The 25795-nt window shown below is 62.1% G+C and carries 23 protein-coding genes; 12 read left to right on the forward strand and 11 right to left on the reverse strand.

Annotated elements, in window-relative coordinates:
• Nucleotides 1–3: 3 nt before the first annotated feature.
• From NCT03_RS28730 to NCT03_RS28750, 5 genes are read left to right on the forward strand one after another with little or no spacing between them, the layout of a single operon-like run.
• Nucleotides 4–867 carry a DUF58 domain-containing protein gene (locus NCT03_RS28730; RefSeq protein ID WP_250494821.1) on the forward strand — a complete coding sequence of 288 codons (864 nt, stop codon included), beginning with the start codon at nt 4–6 and terminating at the stop codon, nt 865–867.
• Entirely contained in the window at nt 864–1733 is an 870-nt protein-coding gene (locus tag NCT03_RS28735; RefSeq protein ID WP_250494822.1) for a hypothetical protein, read from the forward strand. The genes NCT03_RS28730 and NCT03_RS28735 overlap by 4 nt, the downstream gene beginning before the upstream one ends.
• Before the next feature lie 4 nt (nt 1734–1737).
• Nucleotides 1738–2718 (forward strand): vWA domain-containing protein, encoded by a 981-nt coding sequence (locus tag NCT03_RS28740; protein ID WP_250494823.1) that lies wholly within the window; start codon nt 1738–1740, stop codon nt 2716–2718.
• Nucleotides 2715–3260 (forward strand): MxaL protein, encoded by a 546-nt coding sequence (locus NCT03_RS28745; RefSeq protein ID WP_250494824.1) that lies wholly within the window; start codon nt 2715–2717, stop codon nt 3258–3260. Before NCT03_RS28740 ends, NCT03_RS28745 begins: the two co-directional genes overlap by 4 nt.
• Nucleotides 3257–4192 (forward strand): vWA domain-containing protein, encoded by a 936-nt coding sequence (locus tag NCT03_RS28750; RefSeq protein WP_250494825.1) that lies wholly within the window; start codon nt 3257–3259, stop codon nt 4190–4192. Before NCT03_RS28745 ends, NCT03_RS28750 begins: the two co-directional genes overlap by 4 nt.
• A gap of 35 nt (nt 4193–4227) precedes the next feature.
• Here NCT03_RS28750 and NCT03_RS28755 read toward each other — a convergent pair whose 3' ends face one another.
• The 4 genes from NCT03_RS28755 to NCT03_RS28770 all read right to left on the reverse strand — a co-directional run bounded on the left by NCT03_RS28755 (nt 4228) and on the right by NCT03_RS28770 (nt 10254).
• Nucleotides 4228–5427 carry a mechanosensitive ion channel family protein gene (locus NCT03_RS28755; protein WP_250494826.1) on the reverse strand — a complete coding sequence of 400 codons (1200 nt, stop codon included), beginning with the start codon at nt 5425–5427 and terminating at the stop codon, nt 4228–4230.
• A gap of 319 nt (nt 5428–5746) precedes the next feature.
• Nucleotides 5747–6475, reverse strand: a complete 729-nt coding sequence (locus tag NCT03_RS28760; RefSeq protein WP_250494827.1) for a TonB family protein — start codon at nt 6473–6475, stop codon at nt 5747–5749.
• Nucleotides 6476–6655: 180 nt separating this feature from the next.
• Nucleotides 6656–9049 carry a two-partner secretion domain-containing protein gene (locus NCT03_RS28765; protein ID WP_250494828.1) on the reverse strand — a complete coding sequence of 798 codons (2394 nt, stop codon included), beginning with the start codon at nt 9047–9049 and terminating at the stop codon, nt 6656–6658.
• Nucleotides 9050–9501: 452 nt separating this feature from the next.
• A complete protein-coding gene (locus NCT03_RS28770; RefSeq protein ID WP_250494829.1) occupies nt 9502–10254 on the reverse strand; it encodes an SDR family oxidoreductase in 753 nt (250 codons plus the stop codon).
• Nucleotides 10255–10355: 101 nt separating this feature from the next.
• Between NCT03_RS28770 and NCT03_RS28775 the strand changes: the two genes are divergently transcribed.
• Together NCT03_RS28775 and NCT03_RS28780 are read left to right on the forward strand one after the other, a co-directional pair.
• Nucleotides 10356–11267 (forward strand): AraC family transcriptional regulator, encoded by a 912-nt coding sequence (locus NCT03_RS28775; protein ID WP_250469587.1) that lies wholly within the window; start codon nt 10356–10358, stop codon nt 11265–11267.
• Between the two features lie 842 nt (nt 11268–12109).
• Nucleotides 12110–12397 carry a response regulator gene (locus NCT03_RS28780; RefSeq protein WP_250494830.1) on the forward strand — a complete coding sequence of 96 codons (288 nt, stop codon included), beginning with the start codon at nt 12110–12112 and terminating at the stop codon, nt 12395–12397.
• 88 nt (nt 12398–12485) lie between these two features.
• Here NCT03_RS28780 and NCT03_RS28785 read toward each other — a convergent pair whose 3' ends face one another.
• Complete coding sequence (locus NCT03_RS28785; protein WP_250494831.1) at nt 12486–13313, reverse strand: class I SAM-dependent methyltransferase; 828 nt, start codon at nt 13311–13313, stop codon at nt 12486–12488.
• Between the two features lie 549 nt (nt 13314–13862).
• Between NCT03_RS28785 and NCT03_RS28790 the strand changes: the two genes are divergently transcribed.
• On the forward strand, nt 13863–14327 hold the full coding sequence (locus tag NCT03_RS28790) for a cupin domain-containing protein (RefSeq protein WP_244831561.1): 465 nt from the start codon (nt 13863–13865) through the stop codon (nt 14325–14327).
• Here the strand turns inward: NCT03_RS28790 and uraD are convergent.
• Together uraD and NCT03_RS28800 are read right to left on the reverse strand one after the other, a co-directional pair.
• Nucleotides 14307–14834 (reverse strand): 2-oxo-4-hydroxy-4-carboxy-5-ureidoimidazoline decarboxylase, encoded by a 528-nt coding sequence (uraD, locus tag NCT03_RS28795; RefSeq protein WP_250494832.1) that lies wholly within the window; start codon nt 14832–14834, stop codon nt 14307–14309. The two genes, NCT03_RS28790 and uraD, sit on opposite strands and share 21 nt — an antisense overlap.
• Before the next feature lie 142 nt (nt 14835–14976).
• A complete protein-coding gene (locus NCT03_RS28800) occupies nt 14977–15921 on the reverse strand; it encodes a LysR family transcriptional regulator (protein WP_250494833.1) in 945 nt (314 codons plus the stop codon).
• 360 nt (nt 15922–16281) lie between these two features.
• Here NCT03_RS28800 and NCT03_RS28805 point away from each other — a divergent pair, with 360 nt between their 5' ends.
• The 4 genes from NCT03_RS28805 (at nt 16282) to NCT03_RS28820 (ending at nt 19842) form a co-directional block, all read left to right on the forward strand.
• Complete coding sequence (locus NCT03_RS28805; protein WP_250494884.1) at nt 16282–17661, forward strand: MFS transporter; 1380 nt, start codon at nt 16282–16284, stop codon at nt 17659–17661.
• A 1-nt stretch (nt 17662) separates the two neighbouring features.
• Nucleotides 17663–18187: a hydroxyisourate hydrolase gene (locus NCT03_RS28810; RefSeq protein ID WP_250494834.1), complete on the forward strand. Its 525-nt coding sequence runs from the start codon at nt 17663–17665 to the stop codon at nt 18185–18187.
• 28 nt (nt 18188–18215) lie between these two features.
• Nucleotides 18216–18554 carry a hydroxyisourate hydrolase gene (gene uraH, locus NCT03_RS28815; RefSeq protein ID WP_250494835.1) on the forward strand — a complete coding sequence of 113 codons (339 nt, stop codon included), beginning with the start codon at nt 18216–18218 and terminating at the stop codon, nt 18552–18554.
• Nucleotides 18555–18666: 112 nt separating this feature from the next.
• On the forward strand, nt 18667–19842 hold the full coding sequence (locus NCT03_RS28820; protein ID WP_244831954.1) for a tyrosine-type recombinase/integrase: 1176 nt from the start codon (nt 18667–18669) through the stop codon (nt 19840–19842).
• Nucleotides 19843–19863: 21 nt separating this feature from the next.
• On the opposite strand, the gene NCT03_RS28825 is transcribed toward NCT03_RS28820, so the two are convergent.
• From NCT03_RS28825 to NCT03_RS28840, 4 genes are all read right to left on the reverse strand, one after another.
• The gene (locus NCT03_RS28825) at nt 19864–20592 is read right to left on the reverse strand and encodes an SDR family oxidoreductase (RefSeq protein ID WP_250494836.1); all 729 of its coding nucleotides are present in this window, start codon (nt 20590–20592) and stop codon (nt 19864–19866) included.
• Between the two features lie 113 nt (nt 20593–20705).
• Nucleotides 20706–23972, reverse strand: coding sequence for a bifunctional diguanylate cyclase/phosphodiesterase (locus NCT03_RS28830; RefSeq protein WP_250469592.1), 3267 nt, complete (start codon nt 23970–23972; stop codon nt 20706–20708).
• Between the two features lie 13 nt (nt 23973–23985).
• Nucleotides 23986–24423 (reverse strand): type 2 periplasmic-binding domain-containing protein, encoded by a 438-nt coding sequence (locus NCT03_RS28835; RefSeq protein WP_244831575.1) that lies wholly within the window; start codon nt 24421–24423, stop codon nt 23986–23988.
• A 10-nt stretch (nt 24424–24433) separates the two neighbouring features.
• Nucleotides 24434–25444, reverse strand: coding sequence for a hypothetical protein (locus NCT03_RS28840; protein ID WP_244831576.1), 1011 nt, complete (start codon nt 25442–25444; stop codon nt 24434–24436).
• Nucleotides 25445–25795 lie beyond the last annotated feature (351 nt).

The raw sequence follows: 25795 nt of genomic DNA on the forward strand, positions 1-25795 counted from the left end.
GCCATGAAGAACCCAGTCGAATTCCACTATCGGCTGCCGGGGCGCGCCAGCGGATTCCGGCCCGGCTCGCATCCCGGCACGAGTTTCGGCGCGGGGCAGGAATTTGCGATGCACGCGCGTCTCTTCGATCATCCCGACCCGCGACGCCTCGACTTGCGCGCAAGCCAGCGCTCCGTGCCGCCGCAGTGGCTCGTGCGTCTGCATTTGCAGCGGGTCGCGGTGCCGGTGCAAGTCGTGGTGGACGTATCGGCATCAATGCTCTTCGGCGCAAAGCGTTCGAAGCTCGATCTGGCCGCCGATTTCGTCGAAGCACTCGGCTATAGCGCGTTTCGCGCGGGCGATCAGGTCGGCATGCTCGCGTTCGACGAGCAGGAACGCGAAGACCTCTTCATGCCTGCGCGACACGGACGCGGCATCGGCGACGACATGGCGGCGCTGCTGCGCGGTTTCGAAGGGGCATCGCACGCCACGCCAGAAAACGCCGGGCTGGAGCGCGCACTCGAACGTCTTGCCGGGCGTCGCGGTCTCGTCTTTCTGGTCTCGGATTTTCATTGGCCGCTCGACCGTATCGACACGGCGCTGGATCGTCTCGTCAGCGCGCAAGTCGTGCCGATGGTCATCTGGGATGCGGCCGAAATCGAGCCGCCCGCGCAAGGCCGATTTCTCTCGGTCCGCGATCTGGAGACCGGCAGAAACCGCACGCTTTGGCTGCGTGCTCGCGTGGTTCGGCAATGGCGCGATAACGTCGCCAAGCGGCGCCACGATTTGAAGACGGCCTTCGGCAGACGCGGCGCGTATCCCTTCTTTGTCGAAGGCGCCTTCAATGCCGAAGCCCTCTCGCGCCACTTCCTGGAAACGTCCGCATGATGCGCGGCAACCGGGCGATGATCCTCGCGTTCATGCTGATCGTCTTCGGTCTGATCGGCATAAAACCGGCGCGAGCCGAACAGACGGTCAACGCGACGGTCGAGCAGCCGCGCGCCTTCGGCCACGTTCTCGGCGATGTCTTGACGCAGCGCGTCCTCTTGAGCACCGACGGCCACGATGTCGCCTTGCCATCGGCCGGGCGCGTGGGCGTGTGGTTCGAGCGCCGTGCGTCGCGAATCGTCAAGGACACGCAGGGCCGCTCGTGGCTGGTGCTCGAATATCAGATAACCAACGCGGCTCAGGCTCTCACGAACATCGAACTGCCCGCGCTCGAATTGAGGCCGGCTGCGGGCGCGGTGCTGCGCGTGCCTGCATGGCCGATCAGCGTCGGGCCGTTGACGCCGCGCGCCTCGTTTCGCGCGGGCGATCTGCAAGCGCTCAGGCCCGATCGGCTCGACATTCCCGTGGATGATCCGGCGGTTCATCGGCGCATGATCGTCATGCTTGCGTTACTGCTCGTCACGCTCGCAAGCTGGGCCGCGTGGTGGTGGTGGTCGAGCCGCCGCGATGCAAGGCAACGTCCGTTCGCTCGCGCATGGCGGCATATACGCACCGACGCCGATGCGAACGACGATGCCTGGGTTCACGTGCATCGCGCGCTCGACGAAACGGCCGGGCAAGTCGTGCATGCGGCATCGCTACCGACGTTGTTCATGCGCGCGCCGTATCTTCAATCGATGAAGCCGCGACTCGAAGAGTTCTACACGCGCTCGCAGGAACGCTTCTTTGTCCGCGATGCCGCTCCCGCGCCGTTCGACTTGCGTGACTTCGCGCGTGCGCTGTATCGGGCCGAGCGAGGGCAATGACGTCATGCCCGTCGACTTTCTCCGGCCCTGGCTGCTGCTCATGCTGCCACTCGCGCTCTTGCCGCTATTGCCGAGACCGAGCGAGGCGTTCGCTTTCTCGTCGGTGAACTGGCTGCCAGCGGATACTGTCGGCGCGACCGTCGAACACCTGCGGCGTGCGTGCGCGGTGCTCGCGATGCTGGCCATCATCATCGGTCTCGCGGGACCGGGACGTTCACATCTGCACGTCTTGCGCACGAGCACGGCGGCGGACATTCTCATTTTGATGGACCGTAGCGCGAGCATGGACTCGGTGATGTCGAAGACGCCTGTCTCCGAACCGAGCGGCCAGTCCAAGAACGCGGTGGCTCGCCACTCGCTCGAACGCTTCGTCGCCGAGCGACCCGACGACCGTTTTGCGTTTCTCATGTTCGGCATCAGCCCGGTTCTTGCCGTACCGTTCACGTCGAATCACGAGATCATCACGGAAGCGATCTCAGGCACGGGAATAGGCCGCGGTATGCCGGATACGAAGCTCGATCGCGGGCTCATCGCGGCGATCAAACAGTTCGATGGCAGGCTATACGCGGGCCGTCGCGCCATCGTGCTGGTGTCCGATGGCGGCGCGCATCTCGATGCCGCTGCACGCGCGGCGATCAGCGAGGGCCTTGCGCGCAATCAGATCGCGCTTTACTTCGTGTATCTGCGCAGCGGCGTCTACAGCCCCGATCTGACGAAGATGGCGCCCGCCGACGACGCCTCGGCCGAAGCTGAACTGCATCGCTATTTTCAGACGCTGGGCTCGCCGTATCGGCTGTATCAGGCGGAGGACGCGGGCGCAATGGCCGCCGCCATGTCGGAGATCAACAAGCAGCACAACGCGGTCGTATCTTTCGACGAGCGCTTGCCGCGGCAAGACGAAAGCGCGTTGTGCTATGCCGCCGCATTGCTCGGTTGCGCGGCGTTGCTTGCGCTGCGCGCGGTTCAGGTACGGAGCTGGTCATGAAGCGATTGGCCGTTCATCTTGCCTTCGGCGGCGCAACGCTCGTGTTTGCAGCAGTCGCGCTCTTCGACTTGGCGACATTGCAGCATGCGCATGCTGTCGCGCGCGCGGTGTCGGCGGTAAGCGCCAAAGGCGCGCAGCCGCAGTCACTGGACGATGCCGCCCAAGTTCGGCTGGCGCGTGCGGTCGTATCGTCGAAGGCAGGCGACTATGCGGGCGCGCAGAAGCTTTACGACTCCGTGCTCGTGCAGGACAACGATGCCGCGTTGCAGACGGCCGCGCTATTCGATCTTGCCAACATGTCGTTGCGTCAGACGGCCGGTCCCGATGCGGGCGGTCCGGTTCGCTCGCTTCCGTTGCTCGAACAAGCCAAGGAACGCTATCGTTCGGCGCTGCGGCTCACGCCCGACGACTGGGACGCGCGTTATAACCTCGAACGCGCGTTGTGGCTCGCGCCCGAGGGCCAGACGAGCGACGAAGAGCGCGACTACAAGCATCAGGCCACGGTGAAGGCGCGTGGCGCGCAAAGCGAGGATCTGCCATGAAGGCAGTCGCGGCGACACTTGCGTTCCTTCGGCGGCGACACTGGACCACGGTAGCCGCCGTGCCGTTGCTGCTTGCCGCCGTCTGGATGCCCGGCGCGATGTTCCAACGCGACGTGTTCAGCTATATCGTCACTTTCGATATCACGCAGAGCATGAGCGTCGAGGACGTGGGTGTCGTCGGCGGCGCGCCGATCAGCAGACTGGACTTCGCGCGGGCCGCGATGCGCGAAAGCATCGAGCATTTGCCGTGCGGCTCGAAGATAGGCTGGAGCATCTTCACAGGCCAGAGCACCTTGCTTCTGGTGCCGCCCGTCGAGGTGTGCGCCAACTTCGATGCGTTGCTTGCCTCGCTTGCCGGTATCGATGGCACGATGCGCTGGACCAACTGGAGCCGAGTGGCCGAAGGCGGTATCTTCGCGGCTGTGCGTACGGCGCGCAGTATCGGGCATGACGCCAGTGTTCTCATGATCACGGACGGCCAGGAAGCACCGCCCATTCTTCCCGGCGATCAGCGCGTGCGCGACATTCCACGCTCGCAACTCAAGGGTTGGCTTATCGGCATAGGCGGCGATCAGCCCGCGCCCATCCCGCGAACGGATAAAGACGGCAATCGTATCGGCTACTGGCGCGCCGATGAAGTCATTCAAGTGCCGACACAACCTGGCGCGAGCGTGCAAGTCGAGAGTCACGAGGAGTTGTCGGAATTGCGCGGACGATATCTGGCGTCGATTGCGAAAGAAATCGGCTTCGATTATCGACGTTTGCGGTTGCCACAGGACTTGCTGATGGCCATGACGGATGCGCGCTTTGCGCATTCGGAACGCGTGCCGACCAAGCTGAATTGGATTCCGGCAGCGCTTGGCTTGCTGTTGCTCGTGTGGCGGTTTTGGCCGGAGCGTTGGGTGAAAGGCATGCGGCGCGCGCGACGCTGACTGTAGACGCACGCCGCCTGATTGCAACGCCGTCTTCAAACCGCGGAACCCTTCCGCTCCTCTTGCCAGCACCGCAAACCGAATAACGGCAGGACGCCATACGCGTGATCGAGCATATCCGAGAGCATTGCCTCGTACGGCTCCCAGCGTATCTCGTCGAGATAGAGACAGATTTCCAGCGCGACCACCGGCGCCGCTGTCTGGACATGACGAATCACGAGCGGCATGTCGCGCCGCACCGCCGGATGATTGCGAAGATAAGCGCTCAGATAGCGACGATACAACCCAAGGTTCGTGCGACGCTCGCCTTCGAAAGCGCCCACCGGCAAGCGGATGGCGTCGTGCATTTGCGCGAGCATTGCGTCGTCGGGGAAGCGCACGGTATCGACATCGAAATGAATCGCGTGTTTCAAGCGCCGTCCGCCCGACTCGCTCATGCCGCGCCAGTTCTTCACACTGTTCGTGAGCAAGAGCTGACTTGGCAGCATCACGATGGTGTTGTCGAAGTTGCGTATCTTGATGGTATTCAACGCGATATCGATGACCGTGCCATCCGCGACGAATCCCGGCACTTCGATCCAGTCGCCCACGCGCAGCATGTCGTAGGCTGCCAACTGGATGCTGGCCACGAAGCCGAGCAACGAGTCACGAAAGATGATGATGAGCAACGCCGTCACCGCGCTGAGGCCGGTAAGCAGATAGACCGGCGAACGCTCGATCAAGAGCGAGACCACGGAGATGAGCGCGACGAGATACACCACGATGGTGGCAATCTGCAGAAAGCTCTTGATTGGCCGCTCGCTCGCAGTTGGAAAGTGACTATAGCGTTCGTCGATGCTGTCGCGCAGTGCCAGCGCGGCGCGCAGCAGCGTGTAGACCATGTAGCAAGCGGCGAGAATGCCCAATGGCCGTCCGAGCACCGCGATAAACGGTATTGTGAGACCCGAGAGCGTCGGCGCCGATGCATAGACGATCGCAGCGGGCACGAGCGGCGCAAGCCGGTGAAACACGCGATGACGCTCGGCGGCGATCAACCACTTGCGCCCTTCGTTGCGCGTGAGCCGGCTGACGATCATGAGCATGATCCAGCGCGTGAGGTAGTAGCAGATCGCGCTTGCCAGCAGGATGGCGAGCAGCAAGGCGGCCACGAGCATGACCGCGACCAGCCAGCTATCCGTGTAGACGTGGAACTGCCAGTCTGGTCCCCTTTCGACACGCAGCATATTCTCGAACATGCACTCTCCGGAACAGGCGAACCGATGTTGGGCAAGAGGCCTTTCGCACGGTGGCTATTTTAGTGGCGGCAACAGCACGGACTTAGCGCGCCAGGCCGCATGAGAAGCGCATGCCCCTATCGTCGAAAGAATGTAGAGGCTAAGAAACCGCCGACGCCTGTCGCACGATAACCCGATCTGCGCAAGACCTGCTTTTCTTCGATGCCTTGGAAACCTGCGGAGCAGACATGCGCGACGATAGTCACGCGGTAGCGCACAAGCGCTCAGAGACGCTCGATGCGGGAACATCGCGCCAGGGTTGCTGATTGAAAAATTCGCGTCAATTGCCCGATGAGCGCACGGTGACGGCGAATGCGGCGGGTGTCTCGCCGTTCGTATCGTCAGGCATCGGGTCGAGGCGTTGAACGGCGCGCAATGCCGTTTCGTCCCATTGCGCGTTGCCGCTCGAATGTACGATGGACGCGGACAGCAACGCGCCATTAGGCGCACAGCGCGCGCCGATCACCGTTTCGAGTCCAGCCACGCCATTGGTCCACGCGATATTCGTCCGCACGCGCCGTCCGACGCGCTCGGCGTAGCCAACCGTTGCGACGGGTTCATCCGCCTTTGCCGCGACGCGGGCAACCTGCTCGCCAGAAGAAGCCGCAGCGACGCTCGGCTTGTGCGTCGCCGGTTCACTGACCAACCACTGTATCGACACGACGACGCCAACGGCCAGAAGCCACGCCCAGCCGCGCAGCTTCCCGCGCTTGATAGTCGCATTCGATTCACCGATCGACGAACGCGAACCGACCTCGCCCCAAGCAGCCGATTCCGGGAGCTGTTGCGCAATCGTCACGTCGTAACCGCGCCGCGATTCGGCATCGCTCAGGACGGCGTAGGCGTCGTTGAGCATCTTCATGATTCTTGTCGCGTCCGGACTCGTGTTCCTGTCGGGGTGATAGCGCTGACTCAACGCCTTGTACGCCGCGCGAATGACTTCGGGCGGCGCGTTGTGCGTCACTTTGAGATTGTCGTAATGCGTGTGCGTCGAAGCCATCGCTGACATGCCGTTTTCCTGAGCCTGTCTGGATAACGGCAAGCGCCTGGGGAAACCTTAGCGATGACGGTGTGCGAAAGCGGCGCGCGCGCCAGGACGACTTAGCGCGACGGCACGACGCTTATGCGCGCCCACGTCGATCTCGATATCGACGCGGGCGGAACGATGTCCGCCCGCGTCCGTTCTACGTTACAGCCCGGCCGTCCAGCGCAGGACCGGCTCTTCCGCGCCATCCGGAAGCGACCACGTTCCCTTGGAGCTGAAGTCCCACGTAGGACCGAAGCTCGCCGGCGTGGCCATTTGCGCGCTCGTCAGACCGCTCGAAGCGGACATGGCCTTGCCGCTGCCGACACCCGCTGTCGCGACAGACGTTTCCTTGTCCCAGAAGACGTCTTTGGCAATCGTGCCGCTATTCGTGCCCGCAATGGCGCCCGGCTTATGCGACCCCGTGCCCGGCGAAAGCGATGCCGTGCTGTACGACTGGCGAATGGTGCCGGTGTTGTTGCCCACCAAGCCGCCGATATATGCGCCGCCATTCACGAAGCTCTGCGAATACGACTGCTCGATGGTGCCGCTGTTCACGCCCGCGAGCCCGCCGATCGTCGCTGTTGCGGCAGCCGTCATGAAGTTGACGGTGTACGACTGGCCGATGTAACCATCGTTTTCGCCGACTAGACCGCCGATTTCGCCATCGCCATTGACTTGCGCGCCGCTCCACGAACGCTCGATACGTCCGCGGTTAATGCCGACCAGTCCCCCCGCTGCCGTGGCCGCACCCGTGGGTTTGTTGACGATGCCCGTGCTCGCGACATTCACCAGGTAGCCGTAGTTCGTGCCCGCAAGCACACCGACCGGACCGCCCGACGACGACGCGGTGGCGCTATCCACCAGTACGTTGCGCACGATGCCGGTCGGGCCGACCACGCCGAACAAGCCCGTATTCGCTCCGCTCGGAATGTTCAGATCGCTCAGCAGATGCCCCATGCCGTCGAACTGACCGGTGAACGGTTGCGCCGCGCTGCCGATGCCCGAGAGGCCCGTTGCGCCATCCAGCTCCAGCGACGAGCCGAGTGCGTAAGTGCCGCCGAGATTGTTCTTCACGGCGTGCAGATCGGCAATCGAATTGACGAGCTGATAAGCCGTGACCTGCGTGAGCAGACCGCTGAACGGCGCCGCGCTCCAACTCGCGTTGCCATGCACGGTTCCGGGCGTGTAGCTGCCGGTCATGTCGTACAGCGCCGAGACGATACCCGTGCTGTGCGACCAGTCGAGCGTGCCGCGATTGGTCACGCTGCCGCCGTTGTCGACCGCGCTGGCGTCCGCACGCAAGGTGAGACTACCCGCGCCCGTGTTGGCGATGGTCGCGCCCGGCGCGATGGTCACTGAATGCCCGGCGTCGAGCGTCAGCGACGAGGACCCGTTCCACCGAATATTCGATGTCACGTTGATGTCACCCGCGCCCTTGGTGGCATCCGCGCCATTCGCATGGACCGTGATCGATGTTCCGCTGCTCAGGTTCGCGGCCAGCGTGCGGGCGGGCGCTGCGTCGGCGGTAAAGGTCGGGGCCGTGATGTTCCACTGTCCCGCGCCTACTTTCGCCTCGCTCAGCTTGATGGCGTTGCCGGTCATGTCGACGGTGCCGCCGCTGCCATCCGCGTTGCGCGCGGAAATGGTGGCGCCGCGTGCGTCCACCGTACCGCCTTGCGCCACGAGCCACACGTGGCCATCGCGCGTTTCGGTGCCGGTGGCGCGCAGTGCGCCCGACTTGCCCGCAAGCGCGAAAATGTTGCCGTCGGCCGCTTGCAGGCTGATCAGCGCCGCCTGGATCGTGCCCGAGTTGGTTACGTCGCCGCCCGTGCCCGTCGTCTGCACGCCAACTTGCTGGCCGTATGCGCTGTCCGCAAGCACGACTTCGCGCGCCGTGACGAGTTCGGCCGTGCCCTTCGGCGCGCTGATCGATCCCGCATTCATGACGCTCTTCGCCGAAATGAGGAAGACGTCGCCGCCCGACGAACTGATTTTCCCGAGATTGATCACGCTGGCATTCGAACTGCCGCCGAGCGTGAAGTAATCCGGGCTGTTCATGAACGAGTCGTTATCGGTGTCGAGTGTCGATGCAACGAAGCGTCCGCCGGTCGCCACCACGCCCGTCGGCCCGATGAGCACGCCATGCGGATTGATGAGGTAGACGCTGCCGGTGCTCTTGAGCGTGCCGTAGATAGCCGACATGTCGTTGCCGGTGACGCGGTTGAGGGTTGCGCCGGTTCCGTTGTTGATGGAAACCGTATTGCCCGCGCCGATGGAAAAACTCGTCCAATTGATAATGCCGTTCGTGCCCGACTGCTTGATATTCAGGGTTCCGCCGCTTTGTGCGATGGTTCCCGAGCCCGCGACATATTTACCGCCTTGAGGAAGAGGCGGTGCAGCTTCGGCTCCCGGCGCGTGAAGGAAACTGCCAGCAGATGCAAGTGCGATGAGAAGTGGAAGAGCCCGAACTGTAAAGCCCGGTGCGCGAAACGTAGAGACGCAGGCCGCATCGCCGAGCGTCGAGACGCCCGCGAGACGGTAAACAAAAAGACGCATACCGCCCCCAACAGAGTGTTTCCCCGATTTAATCGCTAAGTAGACAGCTTTTTTTAGTTGGTAGTGCAGTGTAACAGAGCGTAATGTCCATATCGAAAGACGAAAGATGATCGTTTTCAGGGCTTGCTCAACGGGCTGTAATTATGCTTACGAGTTCTTTAGCGATAAGCGTGAAATGCAAACAACGGGGAGTGGGGATAATCGGTAATTTCAACGTGTTAATGACGTCCTTCAGTGCGGACGCCGGCACCATGATCGCGCGCTGGATGTATTCGTGCCCCGACATCGTGCGGTACTGAAGCACGATGTCAGGCCCGGCTTCGATCGCGAACGATCACGTCTTGGTGAAATCGTTTGATTTTCCCAACGCGCGGACCGCCCGCGTCAAACGAGGCAACACTACCCTCCCCGCGCATTTCGAGCCTGTCGATTCGTTGGGATTATTTTTCGCTTCATCTTTGGCGCGCTTCGGCGGCCCATGCCTCGGCATCGACGCCAGCGGGAATACGCATCGGCGCCGAGGGGTCGGTGGCCGCGCGCCATACCGCTTCGGCAACGTCCTCCGCGCGCGTGGTCGGCGACGCGGTGTCCTGGAACTGCTCGAAGACGCGCTTGACGAGATCGGCATAGGCCGCGTGATCCAGGCCATGCATATGCGCGCGCGCGTTGTCGCCGAAGCGCGTGTCCGGCGCGCGGCCCGGCAAAACGAGGCGCGCGCGCACGCCGAACGGTTCGAGTTCAAGCGCCATCGACTCGGTGAAGGCGTTCACCGCCGCCTTGCTCGCGTGATATGCGCCGATCAGCGGCAAGGGCTTGGTCACGCTCGACGTCACGTTGACGATAACGCCCGCCCCGCGCTCGCGAAACTGCGGCAGCACGGCTTGCGTCATTGCAATGGTGCCGATGGTGTTGGTCTCGAAGATGTCGCGCACCGTGGCAATGGGCACGAGTTCGGCGGGCGACGCCGCGCCGACGCCCGCGTTGTTGACGAGGGCATCGATCGGTCCTGCGGCTTCGATTGCCGCGCGAATGCTTTCGGCGTTCGTGACATCGAGCGGCAAGATGCGCAGGCGTTCGGACGGCGGCAGCACATCGGTGCGCGGCGTGCGCATCGTCGCGATGACTTGCCAGCCGCGACTCAGAAAGTGACGGGCGATTTCGAGCCCAAATCCGGACGAACAACCGGTGATCAACACGGTTTGCATGACGACTCCTTTGAAGTGGTTTGCGTGTGCCACCACAATAGATCGCCGCTCTCGTACTCGCTACAATCGATAATCCAGATTTCATTTGCAGGAGTCCGGCAATGATCGATCCGTTGGCCGAAGTCGTGACGCTGCTTCAACCGGCTGCCAATTTCTCCAAGCTCGTCCATGGTGCAAGTCCGTGGCACATCAGCCGCTCGGACGCAGGCCAGCCGTTTTATTGCGTGATTCTGGAAGGCGGATGCCGTATCTCAATCGACGGCTACGAGCCGATCGAACTGTTGTCCGGCGACTTCATGCTGATTCCCGCCGCTTACGGCGTTGCGGTGTCCAGTCTCGAAGCGCCGCCGCCCGGTTCCGAAACGCAATCGCCCGTTGCGCTCGGCAATGGCGAGTTCAGGATCGGCCCGCCGGATAGCCCGATCGACGCGCGCATGATGGCGGGTCACTGCAGCTTCGGTTCACCCGACGCGGCTCTGCTCGTTTCGCTGTTGCCGCGCTTCGTGCATGTTCGCGGGGAACGGCGGCTCGCCACGCTCGTGCAACTGGTTCGCGAGGAATCGCGCGAACAGCGGCCCGCGCGCGAAGTCGTGCTTTCTCGATTGCTCGAAGTGCTGCTGATCGAGGCGCTGCGCTCGACGGCCGGAACGGACGCGTCACCGGGTCTCGTGCGCGGGCTGTCGGACCTTCGTTTAGCGGCTGCCTTACGCGGAATGCACGAACGCTCCGCGCACGCGTGGACGGTGGCCGAGTTGGCGAAAGAGGCCGCGCTTTCGCGTTCGACTTTTTTCGAGCGCTTCAGCCGCGCGGTGGGCGTGGCGCCGATGGAATATCTGCTCCGGTGGCGCATGGCGCTCGCGAAGGATCTGTTGCGGCGAAGTCAAGGGCGTATCGCGGAGATCGCGCAGCGTGTCGGCTATAGCTCCGCCAGCACATTCAGCGTCGCGTTCACCCGGCATGTCGGCCGCTCGCCGTCGCAATACGCGCGCGACGGACAAGCGGCAGAAGACTAATTACTTCGATATGCAGATCGATTGCTCATTGCCTGGCTCAATAACGCTCGTTCGACGCGCACGATTCGCGCGCAACCTCTTCAATCAACTGACGTTATTTATTTAAGAATTTCCACACATCCAAATTTTTTGCAACACATGAATCGTTTTGCTTCATTGAGAAGAAGAATCTGAAACTGGCGAGACCACGTGCTAACCTTTCCTCAGAACGTTGTATGCGCTGCACTTCGGAGGCCTAATGCTCACGTGCCACTGTCAGTCTTGCGGGAAATTGTTTTCGTCGCAATTGTCGGAAGAGGCACTTCGTTGTGAAGAATGCGAGTCACCTGAGGTGGAAGTGCTCGCGGGCTCCGACACGTTGGACAACGACAACAGGAATGATCTAGGCAATTCCGAACTCATCTGATATCTATGAATATCAATGAAGAAGCTTTTGGCTCTACGGCCCGCACTTAGAGCGCGTAACCTAGCACGCTGAAATTCGTTCCGAGTGCTGCAAGCACTTACAACAGCAATGCGCGAGATGCACGTCATTACCGGTTCGCGGTTTAGATCAGGTCAGAATAGCGCCACTGTGTGACAAGGTCTGTTGCCACGCGGCGCCCGCATCGGCAAAGACCCGCAATTAATGATTAGTCGATCAACGCAGGTCAGAGGAGCACATCGTGACAGGGCGCTTACCGTTGGACGACGAGCAGGAGTTCGCGCTGTGGCGGCCCGACAGCAAGGTTGTCGTGACCAGCAAAAGGCGAATCGTAATCGGGCATAAGGACAGGCCAATAGGCAAGTCACTTGCGCTTCTTCTGTCCACGAGAGGATTCGAAGCAATACACGCAAGCGAAATGGGCGACGCCCGCCGTTTCCTGCAGCACTGGAAAGCTCATGCGCTGCTGCTCGACACGAGAATGGACACGCCACCCGACTTTGAGACTGTCCGGCAGTTGCGTCGAACGGAACACACGGCGGGTTTATTGATCATTGCAATGAGCAACATTCAACCGCTCGATTCGCTGCCATCGATGAAAGAAGCCGGCTTCGACGGTCACGTCCGTCGCCCATGTTCGCTCTGGCGACTCACCGATCTCATCGAAAGTCATTTCGGTATCGTGCCGATGCGCAATCGCCGCTAACGCGAACGATCGCCACGTTCCTTAGGGACTGGACGGCGAGATGATCGACGACGCAGAAATCAATCGATTGCAACGCAGAAGTGAACCGCTAGACCTTTCGCGCGACGAAATGCAGCCAGTTCTCGCCGCTAACGTCGGCCAGTTCCGATACTTGAGCGCCGCTATTACTTCCGAAAACGGCCTCGGTAAGCAGGCCGGCCTCGGCACATTGTTGGCGCTGCGTCTGGATATTCGTGTAAAGGATCAGAATGCCGAACCTGTGAGCGGCGCAGACGCGTAGCGCATAGCCGTCGTATTCGCGGTTGAGAGGCGAATAACGCAGATAATTGAACGCCGCCATTGGAAGGTTATATAAAGCTCGCGCGCAGTTGATGCCGAATTCGACGACATTCTCCGCTTGCGAAACATGCGAAGCTTGCGCAAACGTTTCCCTGTAGCCCGGCCCGGCGAGATTGTGGGTAGAAAACAATGCGAGACCGCCTGGCTTGAGCACGCGTGCAAACTCGCTTAGCACTTTGCGTCTGCCTTCACTGTCGATGGAATCGATGCCATTGAAGCTGAACATCACGAGCGCGAAGCTGTTGTCCTCGAATTCGGCCAGGTTGCGCGCATCCATGACACGCACCTGGACGCTCGGATAATTTCTCTGGCATATCGCGACCAGCTCGGGCGTGTAATCGACACCCGTGTAGTCCGGGCTCACGCGCGACAGCAGCGGCACCGTGCGTCCGCCGCCTACACCGACATCGAGCAAAGGTTGATCGCGTACTTCCGCGCGCACATAAGCGATAGCCGCGGCCTCGCCAGGATCGGTCCAATCGCTCAGCTTGTCGTACCATCGGAGCGCGCTACGGGTGCGCCATGCGGACCGGTTGACGCGGTCTTGCACGGTAAAGCGTTGCTGGGAAAATCCCATACGGCACCCACGCTGAGCGATAACCAGAGAAACCGGAGCGGGGGGCGTCAAGAGTCGGCCGCCACCGCACTTGAATGACAAATGAAGTGTAGCAGTCGTTTAATTTTGCCGCCGGGTTATTCAAAATAGCGCTCGGCATGATAAACGTGCGCGTCAGCCCTGATCAAAAACGGAACTCAGCGGGCATATAAGCGTCTGACCGTTCCTGAGGCGATGCACGTCATCACGCAAAGCCTTGGCACCAAGAAGAAATTTCAGTAGGTTGTCGAATGGCCAGCCAGTTGTCGACGCTTTGCCGGGCGTCGCAACATGACTTTGGTTTGTTCATACGAAGCGCATGCCGACCAACCTATCACGATATGCTCAAAGACTTAAACCCTTTGCGGATAACGCTCACGCGGACCAATGCATATCCGTCGATGGTCTTGACCGAGCACGCCGACATCGACCGAACCCATGTTCCCGCAATTCATGGCGATGAATTCGCCGGGTAGGCGCTTTTTTTGCTGCCCTATTTAATCGATCGCCAGTACCGGCAAAGGAACTCTCATGGCCACTCCCGTTTTCGAGTCAGTTCGTCTGGATGACGTTCTGCTCAAGCCCGACCCGATCGACCCGGCGTGGATACTCGAGGGCAATCCCGTCGCGCGCAGCGGTCAGTGGTCGCAGAGTCCCGACACGACCACGACTTCCTGGGTCTGGGATTGCACCGCCGGGCGCTTCAACTGGTACTTCAATGCCGATGAGACCATCTACGTCATCGAAGGCGAAGTCATCATCACGGCCGAAGGTCAGGAACCGCGCACGCTGCGCGAAGGCCATGCCGCGCTGTTCTATGCCGGAACCCATTCTGAATGGTACGTTCCGAAATACGTGCGCAAGCATGCCATCTTGCGTCCGCATATCACCAAGCCTGCGCTGCTCGCGCTCAAGGTGAGCCGCAAGTTCAGCCGCAAACTCAACGGCTCCTTTCCCCGCTCGTCGTTCCGATCGTCAGGAGACGAGAGCGCTTAAGCGCTTATAAAGCCGCGCCCGAGTGATTGCCTCGATCTGCGCGAGCGCCTCGTCCATCTCCTGCGGCGTGTCACGCCCGATACGGCGTTCGAACGCCGCGAAAATCCCCTCCCGCGTGTAATGCCGCACGCAGATAATGAACGGAAAGCCATGCCGCGCGAGATAGTCCGCGTTCATCCGGTCGAGCGCGGCCTCCTGCGCGGGCGTCAGGGCGTCCAGTCCGGCGCCCTTTTGTTCGGCATTCGAATCGCGCGTCATCGTGCCTGCACGAATGTTCGAACCCGACAATAGCGGATGCAAGTTCAGAAAGTCGCATTGGCCTCGCTCGTTCAGCGCGCGGATGACGCCAATCATCGCTCGATGCAGTTCCGGCGCGGAGCCGAACGGCCGCCGTTCCCACGCGCCGCTCGCTGCCTGTGGAAAGTGCTCGAAGACGCTCCCGAAGGCGCGCAGGAAGGTTGCATGATCGAGCGCATTGATCGGCGCGAGATCGATCGACTGAGACATGTAGTGCTCCCGTAAAGCCCGCTTGATCGAGGCCAGGCGTGGATGACGATTACGGGCCGAGTATAGGAAGCGCAAGCGCGGCGGGCGAGAACCGCGGCCTTATAGACCGCATAGCAGAACCCGATAACGAGCGCCGGCTACCCTAACGCTTCATGTCGCGCAGTTCGCGCAGCGCTTGCGACGCCGCCGTCAACGTGCCGCGCAGCCACACATGCGATGCCGAGCGATGCCGCGACGGATGCCACAGCTGATAGAACCGCATGAGCGGGAACTCGATCGGCGGTTCGAGCACGGCAACCGGCAGCGATTGCGCGTGATAGTTGGCGAAGTGGCGGCCCGTGGTCAGGATCAGGTCCGTGCCTGGAATGAGGCTAGGCGCGAGATTGAAGTACGGACAGCTCACGCGATTGTCCCGATGCACGCGCATCGTGCTGAGTCCGGTATCCACGACGCCACGTTGATCGCGCGAATATGGCGTTGGCACGATATGCGCCGCGTCTAGATAAGTCTGCGCGGTGAACTCGCCGGGTTGCGCATGCACGCTGTCCTCGGCCACGACGCACACCACCTCGTCCTCAAGCAGCACGGACAAATGCAGATGCTCCGGTGGATTCGGCCAATTGCCGATGACGATATCCGGCGAGCCTTCCGACAACGCCTGCTCGTAGTTGAAGGTCGCGGACAGCGGCATCGCGACGAGACGCGCCCTCGGCGCCGTGCGGCGGAACTCGCGCACCACATGCGCGAAGAACGGCGGCGCCAGATAGTCGGGCATGCCGACCGTGAAGGTCTGCTCGGTGGTGGCGGGATCGAACCGGTCGTCCGCTACCAGCAGGTTATCCAGCGCGCCGAGCGCGGCTTGCGCGTTCTCGGCGAGTTGTAGCGCCCGCTCGGTCGGGACCATCACGTTCTTCTCGCGCGTGAGAAGCGGGTCGTTGAAGATCGTACGCAGCCGTTTGAGCGCGCTGCTGATGGCCGGCTGCGACTGATTCATGCGAATGGCCGTGCGAGACACGCTGCGCTCGGCGATCAACGTGCAAAGCACGCGCAACAGATAGGTATCGAATGGATCGTCTGCGCGATTCATGTTTTGAGGTCCGTGGCCCGTGAACAGCGCAGCGTCGGGGCAGCGCTTGCCTGTTTGACGTTGTAACGTGTAGAAGCATCGAGGGCAACGTGCCGAATTAATTCGATGCGTTCGGCCGATTCCTGCACGAAGGCGGTGCAACAACGCCTGAACGCGCGCCCCAAGGGTAATCCATAACGGCGAACGCACCTCTGTCTAACCCCGCAAACCCTTGCGCCGCAAGGCTTTGCGGCGCATATCGAAGTTGCTATCGGGCTTATTCAAACGCCCGCCGTTCCCAAGCTTTTTTTGATTTTCAATACTGGCTCCATCGAACGCACCGCCGCGGCGGCTTACTTCATCGCGCTTGGAGGACTCATCATGTCGATCATCAAGGAAGTCATGCCGGCGTACGCCGATGGGCCGAACGGCGCAACGGTCAGCGCAACGGCTGACGTCATCGCGAACGCGGAGGCCAGCGCTTATCGCAAAGTCTCGTGGCGCCTGCTGCCGTTTCTAGGCGTGCTGTGGGTGCTGGCATGGCTCGACCGCGTGAACATCGGCTTCGCCAAACTGCAAATGCTGGACTCGCTGCATTTCTCCGAAGCGGTGTACGGGCTTGGCGCCGGTATCTTTTTTCTCGGCTACTTCTTCTTCGAAGTGCCCTCGAACATGCTTTTGCAGAAGATCGGCGCGAAGAAGACCATCATGCGCATCACGATCTGCTGGGGCGTCATCTGCATGCTACAGACGACCGTCTCCACGCCGACACAGTTCTATCTCCTGCGCTTTCTGCTAGGCGCCTTCGAGGCGGGCTTCTATCCGGGCGTGATCCTCTATCTCACCTACTGGTATCCCACGCAGCGCCGTGCGCGCGCCTTCGGCACGTTCATGTCGGCATCCGCGATTGCGGGCGTGCTCGGCGGTCCCATCGCCGGCTGGATCATGACTTCGATGGGCGGCTTTCACGGCATGCACGGCTGGCAGTGGCTCTTCATCATCGAAGGCATTCCTTCCGTGCTGGCCGGCATCTTCGCGTACTTCTACATGACCGACAAGCCCGATGAAGCGCGCTGGCTCACGGCAGATGAAAAGCGCGTCGTGCTCGATGCCCTGCAGCGCGACAACGCCTCGATGGGCGAGCGCGGACACGACTGGCGCTCGCTCGTGACCAACCGCAAGGTGTGGCTGCTCATTGCGATCTTCTTCTGCCTGCTGTGCGCGAACTCCACGCTGACGTTCTGGATTCCGACCATCATCAAGGACGTGGGCTTTATCTCGCCGATTGCCGTGGGCTGGATTGCAGCGGTGGCCTATCTGTGCGGCGCGGCGGGCATGATCTTCAACGGCGCGCGCTCCGACCGGCGCAACGAGGTGCGCTGGCACTTCAGCGGCCCGGCGATAGCAGGCGGCGTGTCGATGGCCGCGCTCGCGCTGTTCATGGGCGTGCCGGGACTGCCCGCCATCGTCTCGCTCATTGCGATGACTCTGGCGCTTGCCGGCACCATGAGCGCCATTCCCGTGTTTTGGCAGTTGCCGAACCGCTATCTGGCGGGCAGCGCGGCCGCTGTCGGCGTGGCGCTGATCAACTCGGTCTCGAATCTCGCGGGCTTCGGCGCGCCGTATGTAATGGGACTCATCAAAAACGCCACCGGCAAGGTCACGACCGGGCTGTATCTCGTGGCCATCATCGAAATTCTCGCCGCGGTGCTGGTCATCGCGGGTATCCGCAAGCTTGGCGGCACACAACAAGAGGCATGACATGAGCGACGACACCACCCTTCCCGCCTTCGATGCCCGCCGCCGGCGCTTCGCGCTGCGGTCCATGGCGCTCGGCAGCAGCGTGCTCTTCGCCGGAACCGCGCACGCTGCTGGCATGGAGGCCGCGCCCGCGCCGAATCAGAACACCGGTCCCGTGCAGCAGGACGGCCTGAGTCCGCGCCTGACCATGCATGGACTGGATACCTGGCACGGCACGCCGGCCGCGGGCATGCGCGTGGACCTGTTCAGCATTGAAAATGGCCAGCCGAAACTCATGCAGACGATCACGCTCGCCCCAAGCGGCCGCAGCGAACCGCCGCTTCTGATCGACGAAACCTACCGCGTCGGCACTTACGAACTACTGCTGCACGTCGACGACTACTTCGCCGAGCGCAAGACCGAACTGCCGACGCCGCTGTTCCTCTCGAAGATACCGCTGCGCTTTCGCATCACCGATGCCTCGCAGCGCATCCATCTGCCCGTGCTCTTCGGGCCGTGGAGCTACAACTATTATCGCGGCAGCTAATTCCGTAATTTCGAACAGGAGCATCACGATGGCCGCAGGCATCACCACACACGTCCTCGATGTATCCACCGGCAAGCCCGCTGCCGGCATGCAGATCGAGCTATTCGATACGACCACGCAGCCGCCGACGCTCATCGCGCGGACGCGGACGAATCGCGATGGCCGCACCGACGCGCCGATTTTGCCCACCGCTCAAGCGCGCGCCGGGAGCTTCGAGTTGCGCTTCTGGGTCGCCGACTACTTTCGCACGCCGGATGTCTTCGCCGATGTCGTTCCCGTGCGCTTCACCGTCTCGGACGCGACACAGCATTACCATGTGCCGCTGCTCTGTTCGCCATGGAGCTTCGGGACTTATCGCGGGAGCTGAACATGGATCGGGGCAAGCACATCCACCTATAATGTCGTTCAGTTCGACCCACCGACGACGCCCCACCTTGAACCAAACTCTGCGAGCATCGTCCCGCGTTGCGCTTCAGCCGATGCCGCTTGAAGCGCTCGTAATTCCAGCGGAAATAGATGGCCGCGACGGCACGAACCGCGAGCTTCGCAAGCACGCGCAAATCGAGGCGGACAGCGACCTCGACGCCATCCGCGCTTGGCTGTCGCGCTTCCACGCAACGAAGACCACCTTCGAGAACTATCGCAAGGAAGCCGAACGCCTTCTGCTCTGGTCTATCGTGACGCTCGGCAAGCCGCTGTCGTCGCTCTCGCACGAGGATTGTCTGCGCTATCAGCACTTTCTCGCCGACCCGCAACCGGCGGCGACATGGGTCGCGGGCGGCGGGCGCAAGCATGCGCGCAGCGACGCGCGCTGGCGGCCGTTTTACGGACCGCTATCGCCCGCGAGTCAGCGTCAGGCGGTCGTCATCCTGAACGCGCTGTTTTCGTGGCTGGTACAAGCCGGCTATCTCGCGGGCAATCCGCTCGCGCTGTCTCGTCAACGCGCAAAGCATGCCGCGCCGCGCATCACGCGTTATCTGGAACCGGCACTTTGGCAGGAAGTGAAGGACACCATCGCTGCCATGCCGCGCGAAACTGACCGCGCTCGCGCCCATGCGTCGCGCGCGCGTTGGCTCTTCACGCTGCTCTACCTTGGGGGCTTGCGTATAGCGGAAGTCGGCGGCAATCACATGGGGCAGTTTTTCGTGCGACGCGATGCGGACGGCACGATGCGCTGGTGGCTCACCATCCTCGGCAAAGGCGGCAAGGAGCGCCTCGTGCCCGCCACGCGCGAGATGATGACGGAGCTCTCGCGCTATCGTCAGCATCTGGGCTTGAGCGCAATGCCCTCGCCCAGCGAAGACACGCCGCTCGTGCTGCCCGTCGGCGCAACGGCCGCGAACGACGGCACGAAGACTTGCGCGCCGCTCACGCGTGCCGCGCTGCATTCCATCGTGAAGGATATTTTTGCGAGCGCAGCGGCCCGGCTCCGCGAACGCGACGGCGCATCCGCGAACGCGGACTTGCTGGAGAAGGCGTCGGCGCACTGGCTGCGTCACAGCGCCGGTTCGCATATGGCGGATCAAAAAGTCGATCTGCGGCTCGTGCGCGACAACCTTGGGCACGCATCGCTTGCCACGACGAGTCTTTATCTGCATATGGACGACGACCGGCGGCACCGCGAGACGGACGAGAAGCATCGCATCGACTGGTAGCGAACGCGTCCGTCTCGCGCGTCATAAGTCGAAGTTCGTCGGCATCAGGATAACGTCGCGAATGGTCACGCCGCGCGGTCGTGTCAGCATGAAGAGAATGGCGTTTGCGACTTCGCTCGCGTCGAGCAAACTGCCCGACTCCTTCGCTTCCTTGAGCTTCTCTTCCGGCCAATCGGCCAGCAATGCGCTGATCACCGGCCCTGGCGAAACCGAGCCGACGCGAATGCCATGTTTGAACACCTGACGCCGCACGGTCTGGACGAAGCAGTTGATGGCCCATTTCGACGACGCATAAACCGGCTCCCACGGTGTCGGAAAATGAGCCGCGAGCGAACTCGTCACGACAATGTCGCCGGTGTGCCTGCCGATCATATGCGGCAGCACGTCGTGCACGTTCTTCATCACGACGTTGACATTGAGATTGAGCATGCGGTCGATGGCGCTCGTGTCGGCATCGACGAGATCGCCGCCCACGTAAGTGCCCGCGTTCGCATGCAGGATGTCGATTTGCCCCGCCATCTCGATGACACGCGGCGCGAGCGTCGCGCAGGCCTTGGGGTCGAGAAGGTCGATGACGAGCGCGAGCGCCGCATCGCCGCGTTCGGCGCAGAGCTTCGTCAGTGCCGCTTCGTCGCGGTCCACCAGCACGACGCGCGCCCCTGCCGCCAGCATTGCATCGGTGCTGGCAAGCCCGATGCCCGAGGCCGCGCCCGTCACCACGGCTACTTTGCCTTCCAGTTCTCTTGCCATATTCGTCGTCCTTGCGTTGACCGTCGTCGCGCGCCGATGAAACGCCGCGCATCAACGAACGATGATTGTGTAGGCCGGGAACACTGTCAAGACTAAAGTCGTTCGCGCCGCACTCAAGCCGCTTCGGCGGGCCACTCGAATGGCTGCAACAAGAGCGTCTTCAAGGCATCGGGCGTGAGCGGACGGCTGTATCGATACCCTTGAATCTCCGAACACGCGTTTTCCTGCAGGAACTTCAGCTGTTGCTCGCTCTCCACGCCTTCGGCGATCACGTTCAGATCGAGCTGGCGTCCGAGCGAAATCACGGCCATGACGATGGCGCGATCGTCGTCGCCGCCCGGCAACTCGCGCACGAACGACTGATCGATCTTCAGACGCGCTATCGGAAAATGCTTCAGCGCCGAGAGACTCGAATACCCGGTGCCGAAGTCGTCGATGGAAAGCTTCACGCCCATTTCCTGCAACCGGCACATGGTTGCGATGGCGCCATCGAGATCCTGCATGATGACGCTTTCGGTAATCTCGAGTTCGAGATACTGCGGATCGAGCCCGCTTTCATCGAGCGCATGCCGCACGCGTTCCACGAGTTCCTTTTGCAGAAACTGCCGCGCCGATACGTTCACCGCCACCGTCACCGGCGGCAGACCTTCGTCCTGCCACGCCTGATTTTGTCGGCAGGCCGCGTGTAACACCCAGTCGCCAATCGGCAGAATCAAACCCGTTTCTTCCGCAATCGGGATGAAGGTCGCGGGCGAGATCAGGCCTTCGGTCGGATGCTCCCAGCGCAGCAGCGTCTCCACACCGAATACGCGATGCGTCTCCAAATCCACCTGCGGCTGATACACGAGCCGGAACTCGTCGTTGGCAAGCGCGTGGCGCAACTGCTCCTGATAGCGCAGGCGTTCATGCACCTTCTGATTCATGTCCGCCGTGTAGGCCTGGTAATTGTTGCGGCCCATTTCCTTCGCGTGATACATCGCGGCGTCGGCGTTCATGAGGAGCGTGTCGGCGTCGCGGCCATCGTTCGGATAGCTCGCAAGCCCCATGCTGCAGCTCACCTGATAATGCTGTCCCTGCAATTCCGCAGGCTGCAAAATGGTCTGGCGCAAGCGCTCGACCATGGCCGTGACGCCCGCGCCGCTCTGATCGTCTTCGAGCAACACGATCACGAATTCGTCGCCGCCCAGACGAACGACCGTGTCCGTGCTGCGCACCGATTGCACCATGCGCGAAGCGACCGTGCGCAGGAGATCGTCACCCGCGCGGTGGCCAAGGCTATCGTTGATGAGCTTGAAGTTATCGAGGTCGATGAAAATCACCGTCACGCCGCGCCCATAACGCTCCGCCTGCAACAGCACCTGCTTGAGACGGTCGCTTAGAAGCGTGCGGTTGGGCAAACCGGTGAGCGCGTCGTGGTTCGCCATATGGCGAATGCGCTCCTCGGCCTCGCTGCGCTGAATCGCGATACCCGCAATGCGCGTCGACAGCGCAACCGCCTGCGATTCCGGCTCGCTCGGATAGTGCTTCTCCTGCATATACAGCGTGATGACGCCGAGCGCGGAACCGTCGTGCGAGAGCACGGGAAAGGCCCAGCACGACATGACGTCGGCGAGGCCGCAGCGCGCGAGTTCGCGGCTCAGGGCCTCGTCGCGCGCCACGTCGATCACGCATACCGTCTGACGCGTATGAATGGCCTTGCCGCTCAACAACGCATCTTCGTCGATACGCGACTGGCCGACCACTTCGCGGTATCGCTCCGACATGCTCGGCGCCGCGCCGACGCGCAGCCAGTTGCTCGTGCCGTCGCGCAGCAGCACCGCGCAGCGCGACCCGGGAATCTGCGTTTCGAGCACGCTCACCACGCGCACGAGCACTTCTTCGAGCGGCACGCTCTTCGCGATCATTTCGAGGATTCGGCTCTGCTCCTGCCTGCGCGCTTCCGACCGCTTGCGCGCGCTCAGATCGCGCACGATGGCAACGACGCCGTCTTCCACCGGCACCACTTGCCGATGCAGCCACAGCGTCTCGCCATCCGCGCGCCGATACTGCCATTCGTGCTCGCGCACCTGCAGCGTCTCGGCCACCTCGACGAACTCGTCGAAGACGCCGCCGTCGCGCGCGTCGACGAACGCTTCGTCGAGCGTGCTGCCGATCAACCGTTCGCGCGCCACGCCGAGAATCTCGACGCCGCGCCGGTTGGTGCCGGTCAAAATGAACTTCTCGATCTCGCCTGCCGGACCGCGCTCGTCGCGAAACACGAGGAACGCGTCGATGCTCGATTCGGATGCCGCGTAGTAAGTCTGTTGCGCGCGCCGTTCGCGTCGGCGGCTGACAGCGAGTTGCCAGCTCGAACGACTGAGAATGAACGCGATCACGATGACGCCGAGACTCAGCACGCTCGTCCAGATGAAGTCGGCGCGCCGGCGGCTGCGAAAATCGGCGAGTTGTTCGTCCTGGTCGAGACCGACGAGCGCAATCAGCGCGTAGCCGTTCAGTTCGCGCACGCTGGTATAGCGGTGTGCGTCGTTGTCCCACTCATGCACGACCGCGTTGCTGACCGGCGTATCGCGCACCGCGCGCAATGCCGCGTCGGGATAGCGTTGGCCCCACGAGACCGTATCGCCAATCTGCTGCGCACGCACGACGCCGTCCGCGCCCAACACCGCGAGCAGACCATGCTTGCCCATGCGCGCCGTGTCGTAGTTGCTCGTCAGATAACCGGGGTCGAGCGAGAGCATGACCGCGCCGCCGAAGTGACCCGATGCATCGCGCAGACGGCGACTGAAGATGATCTCCGGCATGTCCGCGTGTTCAAAAGGCGCGACGAGACTCATGTACGGCGCGCGCGCGTCGTCCTGGCGCTGACGTTGCGCGATGAACCACGGCTCGTCGGCCACGCTGAGCGGCATGCCCGAGCGGTTCGACGCGGCGAGCTGACCGTTTGCATCGGCGATAGCGACTCGAAACACGATCGCGGACGGCAGAAGCCCCTGATCGTTGAGGCGCTTGAAGCTTGCGGCGCCGTTCGTCTCGTACGCGAACTGCACGGTCTTGAGCGTCTGGTCGATGGTCGCGAGATTGCGCACCAGTTGCGCTTCGTAGGTATCCGCGAGTTCACGGCCGAGTTCGCTCGCGGCGATTTCGGCGGCCATGCGTTGCGTGTGAACGAGTTGCAGCACGATCACCCAGATGATCGCCAGCAGAAAGACCGCGAATACCGGAATCATCACGTGCGCTTCGAGCGCGCGGCGCATGGCCCGGCGCAGCGAAGGCGGCAAGCGCGCTTCCTGGCTGTCGCCTTGCACGTGCGAAGGCCCGCGCGCCGCGTCCGGTTCGATCAGCCGCTTGATCGCGCGCATCTTGTCGATGTTGAAGATCATGAACGGGCGCGCTTCACGGACGCAGGCTGAGGACGACCTTCACGCTCGCGTCCACATCCTTGCGGTCGATGTAGGCGATGGCGGACGGACGCGCTTGCAGATAACGCTTGACCGCGGCTGCGTCGGCCATCTCGCGCGGCGGTTGCGCGCGGCCAGTGAAGATGAGCTTCGACCAATACGCGCGCAATTGCGACGCCGACTTTCCTGTGCAATCGCGATAGAAATCGGCGCGCAAGGGTGAGTCGTCAGGCAAGTCGAGCGGCACGGCTTCGTCGCCCGAGGGGAATGCGCCCACGCGACCGAGGAAGATATCCGCGATCTGACTTTCGTTGAGCGACGTGAGCGGACTTTTTGCCGATACGACGACCACGACATCCGCCATCGCCGATGACGTGCACATACAAAGGGCCGCGAAGAGCGACGCTGTTCCGATGAGTTTGAGGAGTGGCATGTCGAGCTCCTCAGAAGACGAAGTCGAGCGCGGCGCTGAAGACATTGCTTCCGCTTCCCAACTGATAGCCGGGCTGCTGATTGAGGAACGTGCCCGTCGAATTGGACGGCACCCAGACATGATCGAACTGCACCTTGAGGTCGATATTCTTGACGACATCCCAGCGCGCACCGATGGAAACATCGCGCTGGCCGTTGTTGTAGTTGGGAATGGCGGTGGGCCGGTTGAGCCCGTGCGACTGCGCGTAGGTCGCGAAAAACGTGGCCTTCGCGTAGCGCACGCCGCCCGTCACGTAGCCGCTGATATAGCCAGGCGTCACCTGCTCGACCGTCACGCGTGCAAGTTCGGCCTGCACGAACCACGCGCCTGGATCGTAGGCGGCGGCGATGCTGTAGACGTTCACGGGTTGGTCAGCGAGGAATGGGAGCTTGACCGACGCGTGCTGATAACCGACGTGACCCGTGAAGTTGCCGATCTCCACGGTATCGTCGAAGGCGAGAATGTTTTTGCCCTCGGTGCGGAATGCGCCGGGGTTCACGTGAAAGACCGAGTAGCCGTAGACGAAGCGCACCGTGTTGGAGATGCCGCGCGCCGCGATGCGATAGGCAACGTCGGCGCCGTCGCTATTGGTGAGCGGTTGCGTGTTGTACATCTCGACCGGCAAACGCACCCACGGAAACGCGTAACCGACGTTGCGATATTCCGAGTTCAGAAAGGTGGGCAACTCGATACGGCCCACGCGCACGCTGAAGTCGGGCGTGAACGCGTACTTGACGTTCGCCCATTCGAGGCGCGGCTTGAAGGTGTTGTCGTATTCGTGCTGCGAGATCACCTGCACGACGGCCGAGAGCTTGTCCGTGAGGCGCGCGCTCAGTTGCAAGCCGATCTTCGAATCGTTCTCGAAGTCGTACTTGCGTGATGCACCCGCGCCGTTCGGTTCGAGCGGACTGCTCACATAGTCGGCGGTATCGAGAGACGAATGCGTCATGCCGAGCGTGCCGAAGCCGCTGAGCGTGAACATTTTGGGAGCATCGTCGGCGCGCGCGGTCATCGAGGCGAAAACGCCTCCGAGAAGAACCGCGACGCGTGCGATGCGAGCCAGCCGGTGTTCGAAAAAGATCATGTGACGAGCGACGAAGGCTTCTGATGGATGGACTCAGTTAAGCCTCCTTTAACGGCACGGATGGGTGCGGCTTTATCGTTTTCGAGCGTCGATTTCGCTTGGGAATGGGGGATTTTCAGGGATTCGGCGGATGTCGAATTTTCGTTCAGCATCTCCCGCAGGCCAGTCGGTAAGGCTTGCTGGAGAAGCGGTTCAACGGTTTGCTTACACCACTGCGTTCGCTTGGCATGAGTGCATCCGCACGATGCT

The organism is Caballeronia sp. GAWG1-1 (assembly GCF_023631465.1).
Lineage (GTDB): Bacteria > Pseudomonadota > Gammaproteobacteria > Burkholderiales > Burkholderiaceae > Caballeronia.